Source organism: uncultured Christiangramia sp. (assembly GCF_913046405.1).
Lineage (GTDB): Bacteria > Bacteroidota > Bacteroidia > Flavobacteriales > Flavobacteriaceae > Christiangramia > Christiangramia marina.
Genome location: NZ_CAJWRQ010000032.1, coordinates 1 through 18,706, shown reverse-complemented (window position 1 = coordinate 18,706; position 18,706 = coordinate 1). Strand labels below are relative to the sequence as shown.

Here is an 18,706-nt window from a genome sequence, read left to right as displayed (position 1 = left end):
TTTATACATCTAAATCAAAAGTTGCTCGCAATTTGTCGAGTAGAGGATTGGCCTCTTTCAGTTTTTCGTATTTTTCCTGCGGAGTAAAGGCGTATTTTTTGGAAACAGCTTCGTCTACATGAATGATCAGCCGGATATGCGTATTTCTAAGTCTGGCTTTAAGAAAATTCATCAGTCTGTTTTCTTCCCTTTCAAGATCGATCTTCATCGTTTCATTAGGAAAGGTGAGATGAATATCTCTGTTTTCAAGGCTGGGTGTTTGCGATTCGAAAATAGAAGCGAGAATCTTTTCACCTTTATTCTTCAGTTTTTCTGAATAATTTTTCCATTCCCGTACCATATCTTCTTCGGAAAACTCATCATCCATTACCTCTTCAACAGGTAACATCGCTTTTTGTTTTTCCGCCAGTTCCTTTTTCTTGCCAATACTTTTTAAAGATAGGCCAGAGACTTTTTCCCGGTTGATCTTCGGAAGAATCTTTTTTGTTCTAACAGGTTCCTCTTCAATAACTTCCCTAACCTCCTGTACTTCAGTTTTTTCAGTAGCGTTCGATGTTTGCTTCGGAAGGTTTAAAGAATCTTGATTTGCAACTGCTTCAGATCTGGTTTCAGGAGTATAAATCTTAGTATCAGCTGAAGTTTCCGTAGAATCTGAAGGACTCTCGTTCGAATAATAGGATGCCTCTTCTGGTTTAGCACATGATTCTGGTGCTTTTTTAGGATCTGGAAGGCTAATTTCTTCAGCAGGATTAGAGCTGTCATGCTCATTTTCCCTGAGTAATTCCTTTTTCTCGTTCGATATCTGAACTGAATGCTGAGCGAAATGTTCCGGAGGGACTATGTTGCGATCAGACTTTTTTTTTTGAGTATCGAAAGTGATCGATGCCAGTTGCATTAAGCAAAGTTCAACCAGCAATCTTTGATTCTGACTCATTTTATATTTCAAATCGCAGGAATTTGCCAGTTCGATTGCTTCCATCAAAAATTGATGCGAAGTTTGTTGAGACTGTTCAAAATAACGGGATTTCGTCTGTTCTCCGACTTCTAGTAATTGAATGGTTTTTTGATCTTTGCAAACCAGTAGATCTCTAAAGTGAGATGCCAATCCTGCAATAAAATGATGTCCATCAAACCCTGTAGATAGGATGTCATTGAATTTCAGAAGCAATTGAGGAATATCATTGGCGAGAATCATATCGGTGACCTGCATATAGGTGTCATAATCCAATACATTCAGGTTTTCTGTAACTGCCTGTCTGGTAAGCTCATTTCCGCTGAAACTAACCACACGATCATAGATGGACAATGCATCACGCATGGCACCATCAGCTTTTTGAGCGATAATATGCAAGGCGTCATCTTCTGCTTTAACACCTTCCTGTTCAGCGATATAACCAAGATAGTTCTTCGCATCTGTAACAGTAATTCTCTTAAAATCAAAAATCTGGCAACGAGACAGGATCGTTGGAATTATCTTGTGCTTTTCAGTCGTGGCCAGTATAAAAATAGCGTGTTTTGGCGGTTCTTCTAAAGTCTTTAAAAATGCATTGAATGCAGAGGCAGATAGCATATGCACCTCATCTATAATATAGACCTTATATTTGCCAACCTGCGGCGGGATACGAACCTGGTCAATTAGATTTCGAATATCATCTACCGAGTTGTTCGAAGCCGCATCCAGTTCAAAAATATTAAAAGCAAAATCTTCGTCTGGAGCCTGGGTGCCATCATGATTGATCATTTTTGCAAGGATACGCGCACAGGTAGTTTTACCTACACCTCGTGGTCCAGTAAATAATAGAGCCTGGGCGAGATGATTGTTATGGATAGCGTTCGCGAGCGTATTGGTGATCGCTTGCTGTCCAACAACATCTTTAAATGTTTGAGGCCTGTATTTACGTGCTGATACTACAAAATGTTCCATCAAAATCTATTGAACTACAAATATAAAAATCCCATTTCTAATCGTAGTGGACCGTGGTGTTTTTTATGAACAAATGACTTGAGAAATGAACATAATTTGACTTACATTTGCCGGAAGCAGGCCGCCTTATCGCTTCGACATATACCTCGGAGAGGAAAGTCCGGACACCACAGGGCAGTATAGTGGGTAACGCCCACCGATCGTGAGATCAGGACCAGTGCAACAGAAAGAATGTACAGGTTATGCTGTAGTGAAACCAGGTAAACTCTATGCGGTGCAATGCCATGTAAACCGGCATTTAAGGATCGCCCGTCCGTTGCCGGAGGGTAGGCAGCTCAAGATTAGTGGTAACTCTAATTTTAGATAAATGATAAGGAATCCGATTTTTTTATCGGATGACAGAATCCGGCTTACAGGCCTGCTTTTTTATTCTCAATTTGTTGGTACACCCGTACGTAATCGATCAGGAATTTCTGCGGAAACTTTGAATCATCGATCTCACCAGCCCATTTTCCTCCAAGTGCTAAATTTATCAATATAAAGAATGGTTTCCTAAACGGATTGTTCCTGCTTCCGGCATCTGAAATTTCAAACGTATGGTAAACCATATTATCTACCAGAAATTCTATGCGATCTCTATTCCAGTCTACTGAATACACATGGAATTCTTCTGAAGCGTTAGGAACAAAAGTGGTGTCAGTTTTTGAAACGATCTCATTTTCCTCATTCGCATAATGAACACTTCCATGAATTTCTCCCTGGTTTTTCCCAACGTGTTCCATAATATCGATCTCACCAGCTTCCGGGTACACTACGTCTTCGAAGTTTGAACCTAACATCCATATAGCTGGCCAGGATCCGGCTGCCTTTGGTAAACTAGCGCGAACATCTATTCGGCCATATTTGAAATCAAACTTTCCTGAGGTGTGAATACTACCAGAAGTGTAATTAGTTTCCGGTGTGTTCATTCGATAATCTTTTATCTCAGGATCGTAATCTGGGTTTTGATAATACTCATTTCTGGCCGTTATGATCAACTTGCCATTTCTAACACGTACGTTTTTCTTCCTTGAAGTGTAATACTGGGCTTCGAGATTTCTAATGAATCCGGTTTCATAACTCCATTTTTTAGGATCTGGTTTACCTGAATGATCGAATTCGTCCTGCCATACCAGTTGCATTTTCTGAGCATTCATCATAGCGCTTGTAAAAAGTAGAATAGTAAACGTAGCGGTTAAATGTAACCCTCTAATACTTCTAATTTTGGGACAGAATTCCATTGGCCCAGGCAAGAGCTTCAGATTTGTTATCAAACATCTCGAAAGGAATTGTTGCGAATTGTTTTTCAAAATTTGCAGTAAGAGCACCATCACTTTCACGTAGGACAATTGCGATCCCAATTAGAGATTTTCTCTGTATTAGATCAATATATATAACTGGGTTAACGTTATACTTGTTCTTCCTATTGCTAACATATACCCATTTTCTATCTCCAAAATGATCATAGAAGATCTCCCTCATTTCTTCGATCTGTTCCTTATCCAGAACCTGATCTTCTTTGATCGTCGAAATCACATATTGCTCATGTAGTTCAAGATCGGCATACGTGAGGCTAAGTATTCTTACCTGGTGTGTCATAGTATGAAGGTAATAATTATTCGAAGAAACTAAAAACGCTGCTTCCGTATTTTCTTTGATGACTATAATGGGAAAACTGACTTAGATCGGTGTGTTTGGAGTGTTCAATAATCAAGGCACCATCCTCGTTTAGTAGGTCACGATCAAAGATGATTTCGGCTATCTTTCCAAATTGATCGGTCGTAAAATCGTAGGGAGGGTCTGCAAATATTAGATCAGATTTCATGGCTCCTTTTTCAAGATATTTATAAACATCACTTTTAATGGCCATTATTGGAAGCTCCAGTTCCTCAGAAGTTTTCTTTATAAATTTAACGCAGTCAAAATGAGCATCTACAGCAGTTATATCCTTAGCGCCGCGGGAACCGAATTCAAATGCTAAATTCCCTGTTCCTGAAAATAGATCAAGTACTTTAAGTTCTGATAGGTGATACTGGTTATTCAGAATATTAAACAGCGCTTCTTTAGCCATATCTGTTGTAGGTCTCACTGGCAGTTTGGCGGGAGCGGTAATCCGCCTCCCTTTATGCTTTCCTGATATAATTCTCATGATAGACTTTTAATAGTTAAATAATCGGCCAGGGGATACTTCGGCTTCGCTTCTTCGGAAAAACTGAAAGTATGGAATACGTCTAAAAAGGAAATATTTGTGATGTATCTGTAAGCTATATTATATTCTTCTGAATTCTTTTTGATATCACCCAGCAAGATCAATTCCACCTCTTGAGGTTCTAGTTCAAGTTGTTCCAGAGTGAATAGCAGGTAGTAAATAAAATCTTCTTTAGTATCAAATTCGAAACTATTAGCGAAGATCAACCTTGAATTTTGGATCACTACCAATTCGTAATGATGCAAATGAGTATGTAAATAAACCTTGGGCTTTTCCGAAGATTTTATTTTCAGTAGGCTATCAATAAGAATACTCAGGCTATGCCGGTATTCAAATTCACCGAACATATCGAAAAAATAATTGATGATATTGGCGTATGGGATATAGACATTAACCAGTTCATTATTGATCTCATCATGAGCAATAAAGTCGGTTTTGAGGATTTTAGTATTAAACTTCAGGAAACTTACTGCCTGTTCTTCATCAAATAAATCTGAAGGAACCAGCGTGAAAAGTTTATTGGTAAAAAATAAACTTGCTTCCTGAACCGGTTGCTGTAGAATGGACTCTTCTTCAATAATAAGTTCTATCCTGGAAAGTACTTTTATAGGATCAAGTTGTTTCTCGAAGTCGAAACTTTTCAAATATTCGATTTCCTGGCGCTCTTTATCCAGAATACAAAAAGAAAGTCCATCCAGGCTAACCTGAATGGACATCTTTTTACTTGCTTTGAAATTACTAGTCGTTGTCGCTATCTCCACCATATCTGTCAAACCCATTACCACTGGTACTAACTTCTGTCATACTACCAACGCTAATGTATCTCCCGTTTACATCATCTACAGACTGTACTTCATTTTCCTGAAGAATTAGAGTTCTATCCTGATCTGATAGTACTACCGCTTTAGGAATTCTAGCCTCGAATACCGGAATTTTATTATCACCTTTTTGAATCGTACCTGCTCTAATTTCGAACTTTTCGTTCACCCCTTCTACAGGAACATTCATCATAGTTTGATACCGCTCTTTGTTACCTTTAAACAATGAATCACTTACTGGTACGAAACCTAAAGTATCGATGATCACTTTCTCAATGTTCTTATCTACACCATATGTTTTAGCGTACTCTTCGTCTAGCATTACAGTATCACGTCTTTGCGTGATCGCAAATTCAGCAGTGTCAAGGAAACGAACCAGGCTATCCCAGTCACCAGTGAACTTTCCAGTTACTTCCTGATGTGCAAGCTCAGCAGCTCTGATATCCTTAAGATTTTTAATTACTTTGGTATATCTTTTTTCCTTAATCTTATTAAATTGTAGTGGTTCGTAAACCGCGTTGAAAGTAAGATATGCCAGGAAGATAATAACCAACCAAAGAAGTATCTGAATTACAAATCTCATGCTTTTAAAATTTAGTTTAGTTTAAAGGTTAATGGGTTACACGCAAATCTACAACTTTTTTTTATTCGTAAAAGTTTCTGTCATAAAAATCCATTAGTATCTTTGAGTTTTTACGCACTTTCTATGGATATACCCACGCCGGATTCCTTCTTCAAATTACTTATTCAGGACCTTGAATTTCAACCAACCACAAAACAGGATATAGCATTACAGATGCTCTCTAAGTTTGTGGTGGAAGGAGGGCGAGATAAGTTGTTTTTACTGAAGGGTTTCGCTGGTACGGGTAAAACTACCATCATAAGTACACTTACTAAGAACTTATGGAAGATACGAAAGTCCGGAATTCTACTGGCACCAACGGGAAGAGCCGCCAAAGTGATCTCCAATTACTCTAAAAAAGAAGCATTTACCATTCATAAGAAGATCTATTTTCCGAAGAAATCGGGAAATGGCGGTGTTCAATTCACTTTACAGCCTAACAAACACAAGAACAGCCTGTTTATAGTGGATGAAGCATCCATGATCTCAGATGATGGTGGAAACTCCAAACTTTTCGAAAATGGATCTCTACTGGATGATTTAATCGAGTATGTCTATGCAGGACACAACTGTCAACTGATTTTAATTGGAGATACTGCGCAGTTACCACCTGTAAAAATGGATCTTAGTCCGGCACTTGAAGAAGAGAAATTGGGACTTAACTATAATAAGAAGGTTTCTTTTATTGAACTTGATGAAGTAGTAAGGCAAAGTGAAGGCAGTGATATTTTACATAATGCAACTCTTATCCGGGAAAGCCTGCAGGAGGAATTCTATGAAAGCTTTCAATTCGAGCTTTCTACAAATGCTGATGTGATTCGATTAACAGATGGATATGAGATCATGGATGCTATTCAGGATTCCTATGGTGAGAATGGACATGAAGATACTAGTATTATTGTACGGTCCAACAAACGGGCGAATATGTACAATCAACAAATAAGATCTCGAATTCTGTTTCAGGAAGATGAACTTTCTCCTGGCGATTATTTGATGGTAGTTAAGAATAATTATTTCTGGATCAAACCAACTAGTGAGGCCGGATTTATTGCCAATGGTGATATTGTAAAAGTGCTGGAGATCTTCGGATTTAAAGAATTGTACGGATTCAGATTTGCTGAAGTGCAGGTGCAAATGGTGGATTATCCTAAAATGAGTCCTTTTGAAACGGTGATTATGCTGGATACTCTAACTACAAATACACCTTCGCTTACTTACGAAGAATCAAACCGACTTTACGAAGAAGTAAAAAAAGATTACGCGCATGAAAGGTCCAAATACAAACAGTTCATGAATGTAAAGAATAACAAATACTTCAACGCTCTCCAGATTAAATTTTCTTATGCGATCACCTGTCATAAGTCCCAGGGTGGCCAGTGGAAAAATGTTTTTATCGAGCAACCTTATTTGCCAAACGGAGTAGGGAAGGAGTACCTAAGATGGTTGTATACTGCAATTACCAGAGCCCAGGAAAAATTATATCTCATTGGATTTGGGGACGATTTTTTCGCTGGCAAGTAATTCCTATTTTTACATAAAATTTCTTACATGCAAGATTCTTCTAAATTACGTGTTATTGCTATGATCCCAGCGAGATATGAAGCTTCCAGGTTTCCGGGTAAATTAATGCAGGATCTAAATGGACAAACGGTGATTGCCACAACCTATAAAGCTGCCAAGAGTACCGGGCTTTTCGACCAAGTTTATGTGGTGACAGATGATGATCGCATTTATGATGAAGTGATCAAAATTGGAGGTAAAGTTGTGCGTAGCCAGAAAGAACACGAATGCGGGAGTGATAGAATCGCTGAAGCTGTGGAAAACATGGATGTGGATATTGTGGTTAACGTGCAGGGAGATGAGCCATTTATTGACACCAATAGTTTAACGAAATTACTGGAAGTATTTCAGCAACCGGGTTCAGAAGCAATTGATCTGGCAAGTTTAAAAACTGAACTTAAAGAGCTGGAAGAAATCAATAATCCTAATAATGTAAAGGTGATCACCGGGAGAGATCAGTCTGCATTATACTTCTCAAGATTCCCAATTCCTTATCCAAGGGATACTTCGGTGGATACCGTTTACTATAAACATGTTGGGATTTACGCGTTTAGAAAATCTGCTTTGATGGACTTCTATCGTTTACCGATGTTGCCATTAGAGGCTTCAGAAAAGATAGAGTGCATTCGCTATCTTGAGTATGGCAAGAAGATCAAAATGGTTGAAACCAGTGTAAAAAGTATTGGGATCGATACTCCAGAGGATCTGGAGAAAGCCAGAAAACTGCTAGCTAATTGCTAACAGCTTTCTTGTAAGTGTCCAGAGCTCTTTCTCGCGCTTCTTTATGATCTACCATTTTTTCAGGATAATCATCGGTTCCAAATTCCGGGACCCATTCCTTAATATATTTGTGGTCCTCATCATATTTGTCAATTTGAGTGGTAGGATTAAAAATCCTGAAGTATGGTGTTGCATCCACACCACTTCCAGCGATCCACTGCCAGTTACCTACATTCGATGACATTTCGTAGTCTAAAAGCTTTTCAGCAAAATAGGCTTCGCCCCATCGCCAGTCAATAAGCAAATGTTTACAAAGAAAGGAGCCTACTAACATTCTAACCCGGTTATGCATAAAACCAGATTTATTCAATTGGCGCATCCCAGCGTCAACTAAAGGATATCCGGTTTCTCCATTTTTCCATTTTTCAAATTCATCCTTATTATTACGCCACTTTATCCGGTCGTACTTAGATTTAAAAGCATCGGTCACGGTATCTGGATAGTGATACAGGATTTGCATGAAAAATTCTCTCCAAACCAATTCCTCGAGAAAGGTTTTGTTGTGTTCTTTATTTGCATCCCTAACCATTTGACGCACGCTTACAGTACCAAAACGCAAATGTGGACCTAGTCTTGAAGTTCCTTCCACAGCTGGAAAATTACGTTTGCCTTCGTAATCTTTGATCAAACCCGGAGTAACTTGGTAATCTGGAACTTTCAAATCTGATTCCTTAAAACCAATGTCACTTAAGCTTAAATTAGGCAGTCTGCTATTTTCGTAAAAATTATCCATGAATCTGGTCGTATAGTGAAAATCGAGATCCTTTTTTTTGAACTCTTCCATCCATAGATTCTTGTAAGGAGTATAAACTTTGTAGGGATCGCCGTCACCTTTAACCACTTCATCTTTTTCAAAGATCACCTGATCCTTGAAATCACAGAATTCGATCTCTTTCTTTTCCAGTAATTCTAAAATCTCCTTGTCACGCTCCTTGGCATAAGGTTCATAATCACGATTGGTGAAAACCTTCTTTATGTCATAAGATTTCAGTAGCTCCTGAAATATCTTTTCAGGCTTACCATGGTACATCGCAATAGAGCTTCCGTATTTATCCTGAAGCTCATCACGCATTTTCTGAAGGTTCTCGAAAATAAAAGTCACCCGGGCATCGTCCTCGGGAAGCTTATCAAGAATTTCAGAATCAAAAATAAAAATAGGCAGCACAGGATGGTCATCCCGCAATGCTGCCTTTAATCCCGCATTGTCATCTAATCTAAGATCCCTTCGGAACCAGAAAATATTCACTGTTTTCATTAATTAATGTTTAATGTAGAGAGACCTCCATCTACTCCTAATACCTGCCCGGTAATCCATGAACTTTTTTCAGTAAGTAAGAATCCGGCAAGGTTCGCAATATCTCTTGCCTGACCAACTCTTTTTAATGGATGACGCTGATCCATTTTCTTTTTCTTATCGTCACTGGAAAGTAATTTTTCTGCCAGTGGTGTATCTGTAAGCGATGGAGCTATAACATTCACTCTGAAATTTGGAGCATATTCTGCCGCTAAAGATCTAGCAAAACCTTCAATTGCACCTTTTGCTGCTGCAACACTGGTATGAAAAGGCATTCCAACTTTTACCGCTACTGTGCTAAAGAAAACAAGACTCGCCTGATCAGATTTATTTAATTTAGGCAATAATCCGTGAACTGCACGTACAAGTCCGAAGAAATTAAGATTCATCTCTTTTTCGAAACTCTCAGGTTTCATCATTTTGAAAGGTTTTAGATCTATAGAACCTGGGCAATAAACCAATCCGTCGATTTGCTCCGGAAGATCTATTTCTGAAATATCATTTTCCAATACATCAAATTCAAAATGCTTAACTTGATCTGTGTCCAGATCTCCTTTGGATCTTGATAGAGCATAAACCTCATGATCTGCCTTCAGCATTTCTGAAATTTCATTTCCTATTCCAGTGCTTCCTCCTATGATAACTATATTCTTTTTCATAATAATTAATTTAAAATATCTTATGCCTTCATCTGTTACGGACAGCATTTTTCTAATCTCATCCCTATAATAAATTAAAATAGCTATCAAAGATCCTGCATGTAAAGCAATATCAAAACCTAATCCCTGATCATTCATTCCGAGAATATGTGAGGTTATTATTAGGTGTGATTGACTAGAGATAGGAAGAAATTCAGTTATACCCTGAATAGCCGATAAAATTAATATGTGTATAAAATCCATCTTATAGTTTATGTAAATGATTAAATTCTTTAGTGGATAATAATTGACTATTTATATTTTTTTTCAATATCAAAACTTTAAATAATTCCCCCATTGCGTTTGGTAGCAATATATTTTTTAGTCGGTTTAACTCAATATGTTTTTCTTTGTCATCAAATTTTTTATTTTCAAATATATTTAATATGCCAAGATTAATTAAAAAATTATATTGCGTAAGATATCCGCAAACATCCATATCAATATTCTCTGATATTTTTGATAGATGAGAAAAATTCACAAAAGTTGATATATCTTGTTCTCCTATTTTATATAATGGATCAAAATTAGCCTTATGGTTATAAATACAAACTAGAGTCCCTTCGGTTCTATCTTCTAAAAAATATTCTTTATTATTGTAACCATAATCAGTAATAATGCATATACCTCTTTCTAGAGCTTTATTTATTTTGTTAACCCATGTTGAATAGTGTAGATTTAATTCACTGATATAATTCTCAGAAAATTTTATATCCATATTATCTGTAGCTAAAACAAACTCATTTTTGAATTCTTCAGTAGGCTCTTTCCAAATTTCACTTAACTGGTGATCTATTGAAGAGACATATGACATCTTTAAACCTTCAGAGCTATATTTAAACCTTTCAGATGGGAGGGCATCAAAGAATTCATTAGCTATTATTAGACCCTCAAAGGATTTCTCAGATAAATCTTTTTGCCACTTAACTAGATGAGCTAAATTAGGTATTAGTTTTTTAATATTATTTTTCTGTAATGTTTTTAATTGTTTTGAGGTTTCTATAATTATATATGTGACAGGTAGGCTATCTTCTTCTTCTAACCTTTTTAGTAGTGAAATTGCAAGACTCGCATCGCCACCCCCTAATTCTAATATTGAAGCATTTTTTATTTCACTGCTTAAATTAATAAATTCATTTGATATAGATTCTCCAAAAAAAGATGATGCAATTGGTGCAGTTATAAAATCTCCCTTGGCTCCAAATATTGAATTTTGCTTATTATAATAACCATATTGATCATGATATAGCGCAATATCCATAAAATCTGAAAATAATAAATCTCCCTTTTGAGAGATTATTTTATTTAAATGATTATCAATAGGATTATTCATAATAAAGTATTCTGTTTTTTTATAGTGTACATTTTTTTAATTATCCTTAATATAATACTATGACAAAGATTAGAACAGTATTAATAACTGGCGGAGCAAAAAGAATTGGTTTAGCTATAGCTAAGTACTTACATCAATATGGGTTTAATATAATAATTACCTATAATAAGTCTAAAAACGATGCTGAAAAAGTCTTATATACATTAAATAATAATAGGTCTAATTCTTGCGCTATTATTCAAGCAAATTTTTCAACAACAAAGTCATATAACTCTTTATATAATAAAGCTCTAAAAGTATTTGGAAGAATTGATGTATTAATTAATAATGCGTCAAAATTTTATCCAACTAAAATTGATATGGTTAATGATAAAAACTGGGCTGATATAATAAACACTAATCTTAAAACACCTCTATTCTTGTCTAAATCATTTTTTCCTGAACTTAAAAAAAGAAAAGGTTCTATTATAAATATAATTGATATACATGTTAATCCACCGTTAAAAAACCATATTATTTATAATCTTAGTAAAGCGGGTTTGCTAGCTCTTACTAAATCTTTAGCAAAAGATCTTGCGCCAACGGTAAGAGTTAATGGAATTTCCCCAGGAGCTATTATGTGGCCCAAAAGTATAAATAAGAAAAGAAAAAAAGAAATTATTTCAAAAATTGCATTGCAGAGAATAGGGGAGCCTGATGATATTGCAAAAGCTATTCTTTTCTTGATAACTAATGGAGATTATATTACAGGACAAAACATTAATGTTGATGGTGGAAGAAGACTAAATATGTAATAAAAGTTATTTATTATAGATTAATATCTACTTTGGCAATAATATGTTTCTTGATATCATGTTTTTCTTCAATTTTATTATTAGGTATTAGAAGTACCGGGTGAATAAATTCAGCATCAATATCAATCAAAGGTTGAAGTACAAAATCATATTCAATAATTTCTTTACGTGGTATTTTTATTTTATCATCTGATAAAATGAGATTATTATAATATAAAATATCTATATCCAATGTTCGTGAACTATATTTTGTCTCATTAAAATTTCTTCCATGATTAAGCTCAATTTTATTTAATTTTTCTTTTAATTTGTAGATATCTTCTGTTGTATTAAAAGAGCAAACAAGATTATAAAAATTAGGCCCATCAAACCCCATGGCTCTGGTTTCATAAACTGGCGAAAGTTTAATATTCTCATAATCATTCTTTATTTTTGATATACAAGATTTAATATTTTTTATTTTATTAAGATTACTACCAATGCCTATAAAAACTTTATGCCTCATCTTTTGTTCTTTCGATAATTACGCCAACTTCTTTTGAACCAGTTACGGCTCCTGGCTTACTAAATCTACCCTTTACATGCGTTACATTAAATTTAGCAAATATCAACTTAATGGTCTGTTCGGCTAGAGCCTCTATCAGTAAAAACTCACTTTTTTGAATAAATGATTTAACGGTCTTTGCCACTTCCTTATAATCTACAGCATCCTCTATATTGTCAGAATCTGATGCTGCACTTATTTGTGTTCCAAGCTCTAAATCTATACAAACAGCTTGTTTAATTTTTCTTTCCCAATCATAAACACCAATAACGGTCTCAATGCATAACTCCTTTATAAAAACTTTATCCATAATAAATCCTGCTATATTTTTATATATATATTGTATATCAATATGTTTCTGATATCATTATTGAGTTTGGAGATAGAAAGTGTCAAAAATTTGTCAAATTACAAAAAAAGCAGTTATGTCAGGCAACAATGTATCGCATGCCAAGAATAGAACTCGCAGGGTTTTTGAGCCAAATCTTCATAATCATAGACTATGGTCTGAAGTTCAAAATAAATGGATAACTCTTAAGCTATCTAAAAAAGGTCTCAGGATTATAGATAAGTTTGGCTTAGACAAAGCTTTAGAGAAATACAATATTACATAATATTATGAGAGAGAAAATCAAATTAGTTTCGTCTGCAGGCACTGGTCATTTTTATACTACTACAAAGAATAGAAAAACTATGCCTGATAAATTTGAAATTAAAAAGTTTGACCCAACTATTAAGAAATATGTAATGTATAAAGAAGTTAAAATCAAATAAATAATTAAACTACTGTATACCCTTTCAAACTCTCAGAAAAATCATCTAAACAATCAATACCTGCGCTTTTTGCTTCTAAACACCACTCATTAATAGTTTCAATGAACCTTTCATGCTTTAGATTTCTTGAATGAAGTATATCGTATAATTTATTTTTTAAATGATAAGCGGTACCCAAAGAATTACATTTATCAAATATTACTTGTAATGTATTAGTATCCTGGTTTGATATTCTGCTTGGTTGTTTGCTAAGGGTTGTTTTAGATTTCTTCAATAGGTCTTTAAGGTCACTATCAGCATTTGTACACTCAGTTATTAATATTGGTTTAAGTACACTTTTAGAATAATTAGTAATTACAGTAATTTTAGATTTTAATAAAGCATATGCTGCATTGGAGTCAAGTATATCATTTGGATCGCTTACAATTGTTTTTGTGGCTAATCTCTTAACTTTAATTTGTCCAAATAAAGAAAATAACTTAATGTAGAACCAACCAATATCAAATTCCCATGGTTTTAATGAAAATTTAGCTGCAGTAGGAAATGCATGATGATTATTATGTAATTCTTCCCCACCTATAAAAATTGCAGCGGGGATTATGTTTGTCGAATCATCATTCGTATCATAATTTCTATATCCATAATAATGACCAGCACCATTGATTCCTCCAGCAGCAAATATTGGAGTCCACGCCATTTGAATAGACCATATAATTATTCCTACAACACCGAATAACAAAATATTTGAAATAAAAAGTATCAATATTCCGTAGTTATTCCTACCGGTATATATTTGTTTTTCAACCCAGTCTTTAGGACAGTTTTTTGAGTATTTCTCAATTGTTTCTTTGTTATTTTTCTCATCATGATATAAGTCGGCACCACGAAAAAGAACATTATTTATGCCAAATACCGCAGGACTGTGTGGGTCATCTATAGTTTCAACCTTTGCATGATGTTTGCGGTGAATAGCAACCCAATCTGCCGTTCTCATAGAGGTTGTAAGCCAAAGCCAGAACCTAAAAAAATGTGATAATATAGGTTTAATTTCTATAGCTGAGTGACAGACTCCTCTATGAAGATATAGTGTAATTGCCACAATAGTTATGTGTGTAACAACCAAGGTGTAGGCTACATATCCCACCCAAGTAAAATCTACTAGTCCATTTATTAATAATTCTGTCATTTATTTTTATATATTTAAGATTGATTTAATCATATGATACAAAATATGTCCAATTATTATAGAAAATATGCCTGAATTACCTGAAGTTGAAACTGTTTGCGAAGCTATAAAAGAGAACATTAAATCGAGAGATATTCTTAAATTTAATATCTTCAATCCAAATTTGAGATGGAAGATTGATAAAAAAATAAATAATAATATCTCAAATAATCATATAGATAAAATTTATAGAAGAGGAAAATATATAATATTAAGTTTTATACATGGCTCATTACTAATTCATTTAGGTATGACTGGAGTAATTAAATTATTGAATAATAATAATAATAAGGCCAGCAAGCATGATCATTTTGATATTGTATTTAAAAATGGTAATGTGCTCAGGTATAATGATATAAGGAAGTTTGGTTCAGTACATTGGGCAAAAGACTTAAAAAAACATTTCTTAACTAAAGATTTGGGTGTTGAGCCATTATCAAAAGATTTTAATTATAAATATCTATATAAAATTTCTAAACAAAAAAATGTTTCAATAAAGAATTTAATTATGGATCAGAAGATTTTGACTGGTGTGGGGAATATCTATGCATCTGAATCATTATATTTATCAAAAATACATCCCAATAAAAAATCAAATCAACTCACAAAAAAAAATCATCATGAGCTAATTTTATCTATTAAAAAGGTTTTAAAAAAAGCAATAAAAAGTGGCGGAACAAGTTTAAAAGATTTTAAAAATATTGACGGAACCCCGGGTTATTTTAAACAAAAACTTTTGATTTATGGAAAAGAATATTGTCAATGTGGAGAGAAAGTGAAAAATATTAAAATTAACGGCAGAGCGTCTTTTTTCTGCACTTTATGCCAGAGCTGATTTATTTAAATTTCTCTCGTAATCCTTTTTCAACTTCAACATGAACAAATTTATCTAATTTTCCATGATGCCTTGCTATATCTTTTATAATGCTTGATGATAAAAAACCAAATTCTACAGCTGGACTCATAAATACGCTTTCGATTGATGGCTCCATAGACCTGTTAATACTTGCTAGCTGTATTTCAAATTCAAAATCTGAAACAGCTCTTAAGCCACGTAATATAACTGTTGCTGAATGATGCTTGGCAAAATCCACCAATAGTCTATCAAGACTTAAAACCTCAATTGATTTCTGGTTTGAGAAGACTTTCTCTGCAAACTTAATTCTTTCATCAAGTGTAAATAAAGTACTTTTTTGAGGATTTTTAGCAACAGCAATAATAATTTTATCAAAGATTTTACAACCTCTTTTTACAAGGTCTACATGTCCGTTTGTAACCGGGTCAAAAGTTCCTGGATATACTGCTATAAGTGTCATTTAATTTCTCTTTCTTGCGATTGTATAACTAACGTCCCCTATACTCAAATCTTTTAATAAATTATGTGATTTAGTAACAATATTTATTAGATTTTTATTATAATTTCTCTTACTTTGTTCTAAAAATAAATATGTATTATTTAGAAAATAATTATGATTATCTAGGAGATTAACACACTCCTCAATTATATTAGAGTCATAAGGTGCGTCTAGAAATATAACATCATAATGATTATTAGTATTATTTTTTAAAAAATTTATTACATCATCATTTATTAATTTGTAATTTGTAATATTTAAATTAATAAACTCTTTAATAATTTTCTCACAGGTTTGAAAATTATTTTCTACTAATGTGGAATTTTTAGCACCTCTAGATATAGCTTCTGCAGAAAGAATCCCGCTACCAGAAAAAAGGTCAAGGCATTTTGTGTTATTATCAACGCTTATAACATTAAATATTGTTTCCCTGACAAAAGATTTAGTTGGTTTTAATAAAAGTGTTTTTTTAAAATTAATAATTCTTGATTTAAGCAAACCTCCGGTAATTTTTATTTTTCCACCAGGCAATTAATTCCTCCCTACTGTGCTAATTAAAATATTATCAAAATTAATTTCTGAGTTTATAGCTGATAATAATGATTTGCTTGTGACATTCTTTATACCATTCTCATAATTTACAAAATAGTTATTAAATATCTCTAGTTCATTAATTGCAGATAATGTGCGAAGTATTTTTTTATTAGTATCAAATCTTAATTCAAAACTTCTGAGTAATCCAATTTTAGCTTCATTAATTTGTTCATCAGAAAATTTAGCTTTTTTAAGTTTCATTATTTGCTCTTTTAAAATAATAATTGCTTTTTCTGTATTTTTATTTTGCGTCTGCATACCTATTCTCATTAGTCCAATTTCATTATAAGGCATTAGATAACTATGGACAGAATATGCTAATCCTTTTTTTTCTCTTATCTCGCTCATTAGCATTGAGCCAAAACCACTTCCTCCAAAAATATAATTTGCTACTAATATATTGAAATAATTTTTATTTAGTCTTGTTACTGATGGAATAATAATTGATATATGAGTTTGCACACTATCAAAGTTTATATAATTTATTTTAGAATCTGAATAATAATTTAAAATATTATTTTTCTTTTTTGGAGTTGGGTTATTAGAAACTTTGTTTAGAATTTTTGAAATCATAAAAGCGGATTTATTTTCATCAATATCACCAACTATGCTTATCTTAATATCATTTTTTTTAATAATTTTTTGAATATGTAAAATTATTTTTTCTAGATCCAATAGTTCAATAGTTTCTTTATAACCCATTACTGGATGAGCATACCCAGTATCAACCAAGAATTTCTCTTCGGATCTCATAGATATAAGGGAAGTTGGATTTAAATTCCTTGCTTTTATAGATGATAATACTAGTTCTTTTGCATGAGAAAATATTTTGGTAGTTATTGAATATTTAGTAAACATATAATTAAGGAGATTTGCGATATGGTTGACATTAGACGGGTTGTTAATAAACCTTATGCTTACATAACTAGTATCTTTTGTAACAGTGGAGCTATATTGCGCACCAATTTTCTCAAAATGATTAACTATTTTCTCGCCATTAAGTAATTGTTCTCCTAGAAGATTGATTGCAAGATTAGTTATTCCTTTGTTATTTAAATCGTTTTTACTTCCATAATTAAAATTAATTCTTAAATCAATTATAGGTAAAGCATGTTCTTCAACTAATAAATAATTGTTATTAGATTTTATAGGCTGTATTTTAGGAAACGCAAATGCTTCTAAATCACAAATTAAAGAAAAGAAAATAATTAAACTCAATAATCTCATAATTTTTTTGGTTCTATAATTGAAAAAATATAATCTTTTTTTAGTATATATTTTTTAGTTGCATTAATTAAATCATGCTCCGTAATACTGTTTATTTCATTGATATATTTATCGAGAATACTCCAATCAAGATTCTTAGTTTCAAGCATACCTATTTGCATTACTTGATAAAAAATAGAATCAAATTTATATATATTATTTGCCAGAAGTCTTGATTTAACATCTGTTAATTCATTTTCATAAAGACCTTTTTCTACAAGGTCTGTAAACTGAGCAATTAAGGCTTCACGAAGTTGCTCTGTGGTAATATTTTCATTGGGCGAACCACCAATAGTAATTAAATTTCTTTTTCTTGTATAAGTATCGTAAGAAATAAAAGTGTTTAAGGCTATGTTTTTATCGTCAACTAAATTTTTTGTAAATCTTGATGAAACCCCTCCATCCATAAGTTCCATTAATAGTTCAATGACATAATTTTCTTTTCTATTCTCTTCATTAAACCTCATATTTTCAAAAGATATCAAGACTAAGGGCTCAGATACTTTATCCTCAACCTTAATGCTATTGAAAGAAATCCTATAATCTGATTTTTCTAAATAATTTTGTACTTTTGTTTTTTTAATTCCTCCGTAATATTTTTTAATTAGTTTTTTAGCTTCATTATTATCAAAATCACCAGCTAAAATCAAAACTGCATTATTAGGAGCATAGTAATTTAAATACCATTTTTTCAAGTCTGCTATACTAATCTTGTTTAAATCTTTCATTGTTCCTATGATAGGTACTCCATAATCCCTCATTCCAAAAGCTTGATTACTAATTTTTTCAAAAATTTTTGCCGTAGGATTATCATCAGTCCTTAATCTTCTTTCTTCTTTTACAACTTCAATTTCATTTTTAAATTCTTCTTGCGAGA

At 33.2% G+C, this 18,706-nt stretch carries 21 protein-coding genes, 1 other RNA gene and 2 pseudogenes; 7 read left to right on the top strand and 17 right to left on the bottom strand.

Annotated elements, in window-relative coordinates; translation table 11 throughout:
• Nucleotide 1: 1 nt before the first annotated feature.
• On the bottom strand, nt 2-1,924 hold the full coding sequence (locus tag QZ620_RS06105) for a DNA polymerase III subunit gamma/tau (protein ID WP_295180045.1): 1,923 nt from the start codon (nt 1,922-1,924) through the stop codon (nt 2-4).
• Nucleotides 1,925-2,037: 113 nt separating this feature from the next.
• Here QZ620_RS06105 and rnpB point away from each other — a divergent pair.
• Nucleotides 2,038-2,353: RNase P RNA component class A (gene rnpB, locus QZ620_RS06100), an RNA gene on the top strand.
• A 35-nt stretch (nt 2,354-2,388) separates the two neighbouring features.
• Here rnpB and QZ620_RS06095 read toward each other — a convergent pair.
• From QZ620_RS06095 to QZ620_RS06075, 5 genes and pseudogenes are all read right to left on the bottom strand, one after another.
• Nucleotides 2,389-3,105 (bottom strand): annotated as a pseudogene (locus tag QZ620_RS06095) (glycoside hydrolase family 16 protein); the annotation flags it as partial.
• Between the two features lie 76 nt (nt 3,106-3,181).
• Entirely contained in the window at nt 3,182-3,562 is a 381-nt protein-coding gene (locus tag QZ620_RS06090; protein WP_295180043.1) for a hypothetical protein, read from the bottom strand.
• Between the two features lie 16 nt (nt 3,563-3,578).
• Entirely contained in the window at nt 3,579-4,112 is a 534-nt protein-coding gene (locus QZ620_RS06085) for an RsmD family RNA methyltransferase (RefSeq protein ID WP_295180041.1), read from the bottom strand.
• Entirely contained in the window at nt 4,109-4,951 is an 843-nt protein-coding gene (locus QZ620_RS06080) for a DUF3822 family protein (protein ID WP_295180039.1), read from the bottom strand. Before QZ620_RS06080 ends, QZ620_RS06085 begins: the two co-directional genes overlap by 4 nt.
• The gene (locus QZ620_RS06075) at nt 4,911-5,573 is read right to left on the bottom strand and encodes a hypothetical protein (RefSeq protein ID WP_295180037.1); all 663 of its coding nucleotides are present in this window, start codon (nt 5,571-5,573) and stop codon (nt 4,911-4,913) included. Before QZ620_RS06075 ends, QZ620_RS06080 begins: the two co-directional genes overlap by 41 nt.
• Before the next feature lie 123 nt (nt 5,574-5,696).
• On the opposite strand from QZ620_RS06075, the gene QZ620_RS06070 reads away from it, so the two are divergent.
• Entirely contained in the window at nt 5,697-7,133 is a 1,437-nt protein-coding gene (locus tag QZ620_RS06070) for an ATP-binding domain-containing protein (protein ID WP_295180059.1), read from the top strand.
• 27 nt (nt 7,134-7,160) lie between these two features.
• Entirely contained in the window at nt 7,161-7,913 is a 753-nt protein-coding gene (gene kdsB, locus QZ620_RS06065) for a 3-deoxy-manno-octulosonate cytidylyltransferase (protein WP_295180035.1), read from the top strand.
• Here kdsB and QZ620_RS06060 read toward each other — a convergent pair.
• From QZ620_RS06060 to QZ620_RS06050, 4 genes and pseudogenes are all read right to left on the bottom strand, one after another.
• Nucleotides 7,903-9,207: a deoxyribodipyrimidine photo-lyase gene (locus QZ620_RS06060; RefSeq protein ID WP_295180033.1), complete on the bottom strand. Its 1,305-nt coding sequence runs from the start codon at nt 9,205-9,207 to the stop codon at nt 7,903-7,905. The two genes, kdsB and QZ620_RS06060, sit on opposite strands and share 11 nt — an antisense overlap.
• The gene (locus QZ620_RS06055) at nt 9,207-9,905 is read right to left on the bottom strand and encodes an SDR family oxidoreductase (protein WP_295180031.1); all 699 of its coding nucleotides are present in this window, start codon (nt 9,903-9,905) and stop codon (nt 9,207-9,209) included. The genes QZ620_RS06060 and QZ620_RS06055 overlap by 1 nt, the downstream gene beginning before the upstream one ends.
• Before the next feature lie 48 nt (nt 9,906-9,953).
• Nucleotides 9,954-10,148 (bottom strand): annotated as a pseudogene (locus tag QZ620_RS13860) (undecaprenyl-diphosphate phosphatase); the annotation flags it as partial.
• A 1-nt stretch (nt 10,149) separates the two neighbouring features.
• Nucleotides 10,150-11,277: an SAM-dependent methyltransferase gene (locus QZ620_RS06050; RefSeq protein WP_295180029.1), complete on the bottom strand. Its 1,128-nt coding sequence runs from the start codon at nt 11,275-11,277 to the stop codon at nt 10,150-10,152.
• Between the two features lie 59 nt (nt 11,278-11,336).
• On the opposite strand from QZ620_RS06050, the gene QZ620_RS06045 reads away from it, so the two are divergent.
• Entirely contained in the window at nt 11,337-12,071 is a 735-nt protein-coding gene (locus QZ620_RS06045; RefSeq protein WP_295180027.1) for a pteridine reductase, read from the top strand.
• Nucleotides 12,072-12,084: 13 nt separating this feature from the next.
• Here QZ620_RS06045 and folK read toward each other — a convergent pair whose 3' ends face one another.
• On the bottom strand, nt 12,085-12,576 hold the full coding sequence (gene folK / locus QZ620_RS06040; RefSeq protein WP_295180025.1) for a 2-amino-4-hydroxy-6-hydroxymethyldihydropteridine diphosphokinase: 492 nt from the start codon (nt 12,574-12,576) through the stop codon (nt 12,085-12,087).
• Nucleotides 12,566-12,925: a dihydroneopterin aldolase gene (gene folB / locus QZ620_RS06035; RefSeq protein ID WP_295180023.1), complete on the bottom strand. Its 360-nt coding sequence runs from the start codon at nt 12,923-12,925 to the stop codon at nt 12,566-12,568. Before folB ends, folK begins: the two co-directional genes overlap by 11 nt.
• 79 nt (nt 12,926-13,004) lie before the next feature.
• Between folB and rpmB the strand changes: the two genes are divergently transcribed.
• Nucleotides 13,005-13,229 carry a 50S ribosomal protein L28 gene (gene rpmB / locus QZ620_RS06030; protein WP_295180021.1) on the top strand — a complete coding sequence of 75 codons (225 nt, stop codon included), beginning with the start codon at nt 13,005-13,007 and terminating at the stop codon, nt 13,227-13,229.
• Between the two features lie 4 nt (nt 13,230-13,233).
• Nucleotides 13,234-13,389: a 50S ribosomal protein L33 gene (rpmG, locus tag QZ620_RS06025; protein WP_295180019.1), complete on the top strand. Its 156-nt coding sequence runs from the start codon at nt 13,234-13,236 to the stop codon at nt 13,387-13,389.
• A gap of 4 nt (nt 13,390-13,393) precedes the next feature.
• Here the strand turns inward: rpmG and QZ620_RS06020 are convergent, their stop codons facing one another.
• Nucleotides 13,394-14,575: a fatty acid desaturase gene (locus tag QZ620_RS06020; RefSeq protein ID WP_295180017.1), complete on the bottom strand. Its 1,182-nt coding sequence runs from the start codon at nt 14,573-14,575 to the stop codon at nt 13,394-13,396.
• Between the two features lie 67 nt (nt 14,576-14,642).
• Between QZ620_RS06020 and mutM the strand changes: the two genes are divergently transcribed.
• Nucleotides 14,643-15,449, top strand: a complete 807-nt coding sequence (gene mutM / locus QZ620_RS06015) for a bifunctional DNA-formamidopyrimidine glycosylase/DNA-(apurinic or apyrimidinic site) lyase (RefSeq protein WP_295180015.1) — start codon at nt 14,643-14,645, stop codon at nt 15,447-15,449.
• Nucleotide 15,450: 1 nt separating this feature from the next.
• On the opposite strand, the gene coaD is transcribed toward mutM, so the two are convergent.
• From coaD to QZ620_RS05995, 4 genes are all read right to left on the bottom strand, one after another.
• Entirely contained in the window at nt 15,451-15,930 is a 480-nt protein-coding gene (gene coaD, locus QZ620_RS06010) for a pantetheine-phosphate adenylyltransferase (RefSeq protein WP_295180013.1), read from the bottom strand.
• Nucleotides 15,931-16,500: a 16S rRNA (guanine(966)-N(2))-methyltransferase RsmD gene (rsmD, locus tag QZ620_RS06005; RefSeq protein ID WP_295180011.1), complete on the bottom strand. Its 570-nt coding sequence runs from the start codon at nt 16,498-16,500 to the stop codon at nt 15,931-15,933.
• A complete protein-coding gene (locus tag QZ620_RS06000) occupies nt 16,501-17,790 on the bottom strand; it encodes a pitrilysin family protein (protein ID WP_295180009.1) in 1,290 nt (429 codons plus the stop codon).
• Nucleotides 17,787-18,706: pitrilysin family protein (locus QZ620_RS05995; RefSeq protein WP_295180007.1), on the bottom strand; the 920-nt coding region annotated here is incomplete at its 5' end. The genes QZ620_RS05995 and QZ620_RS06000, both read right to left, overlap by 4 nt.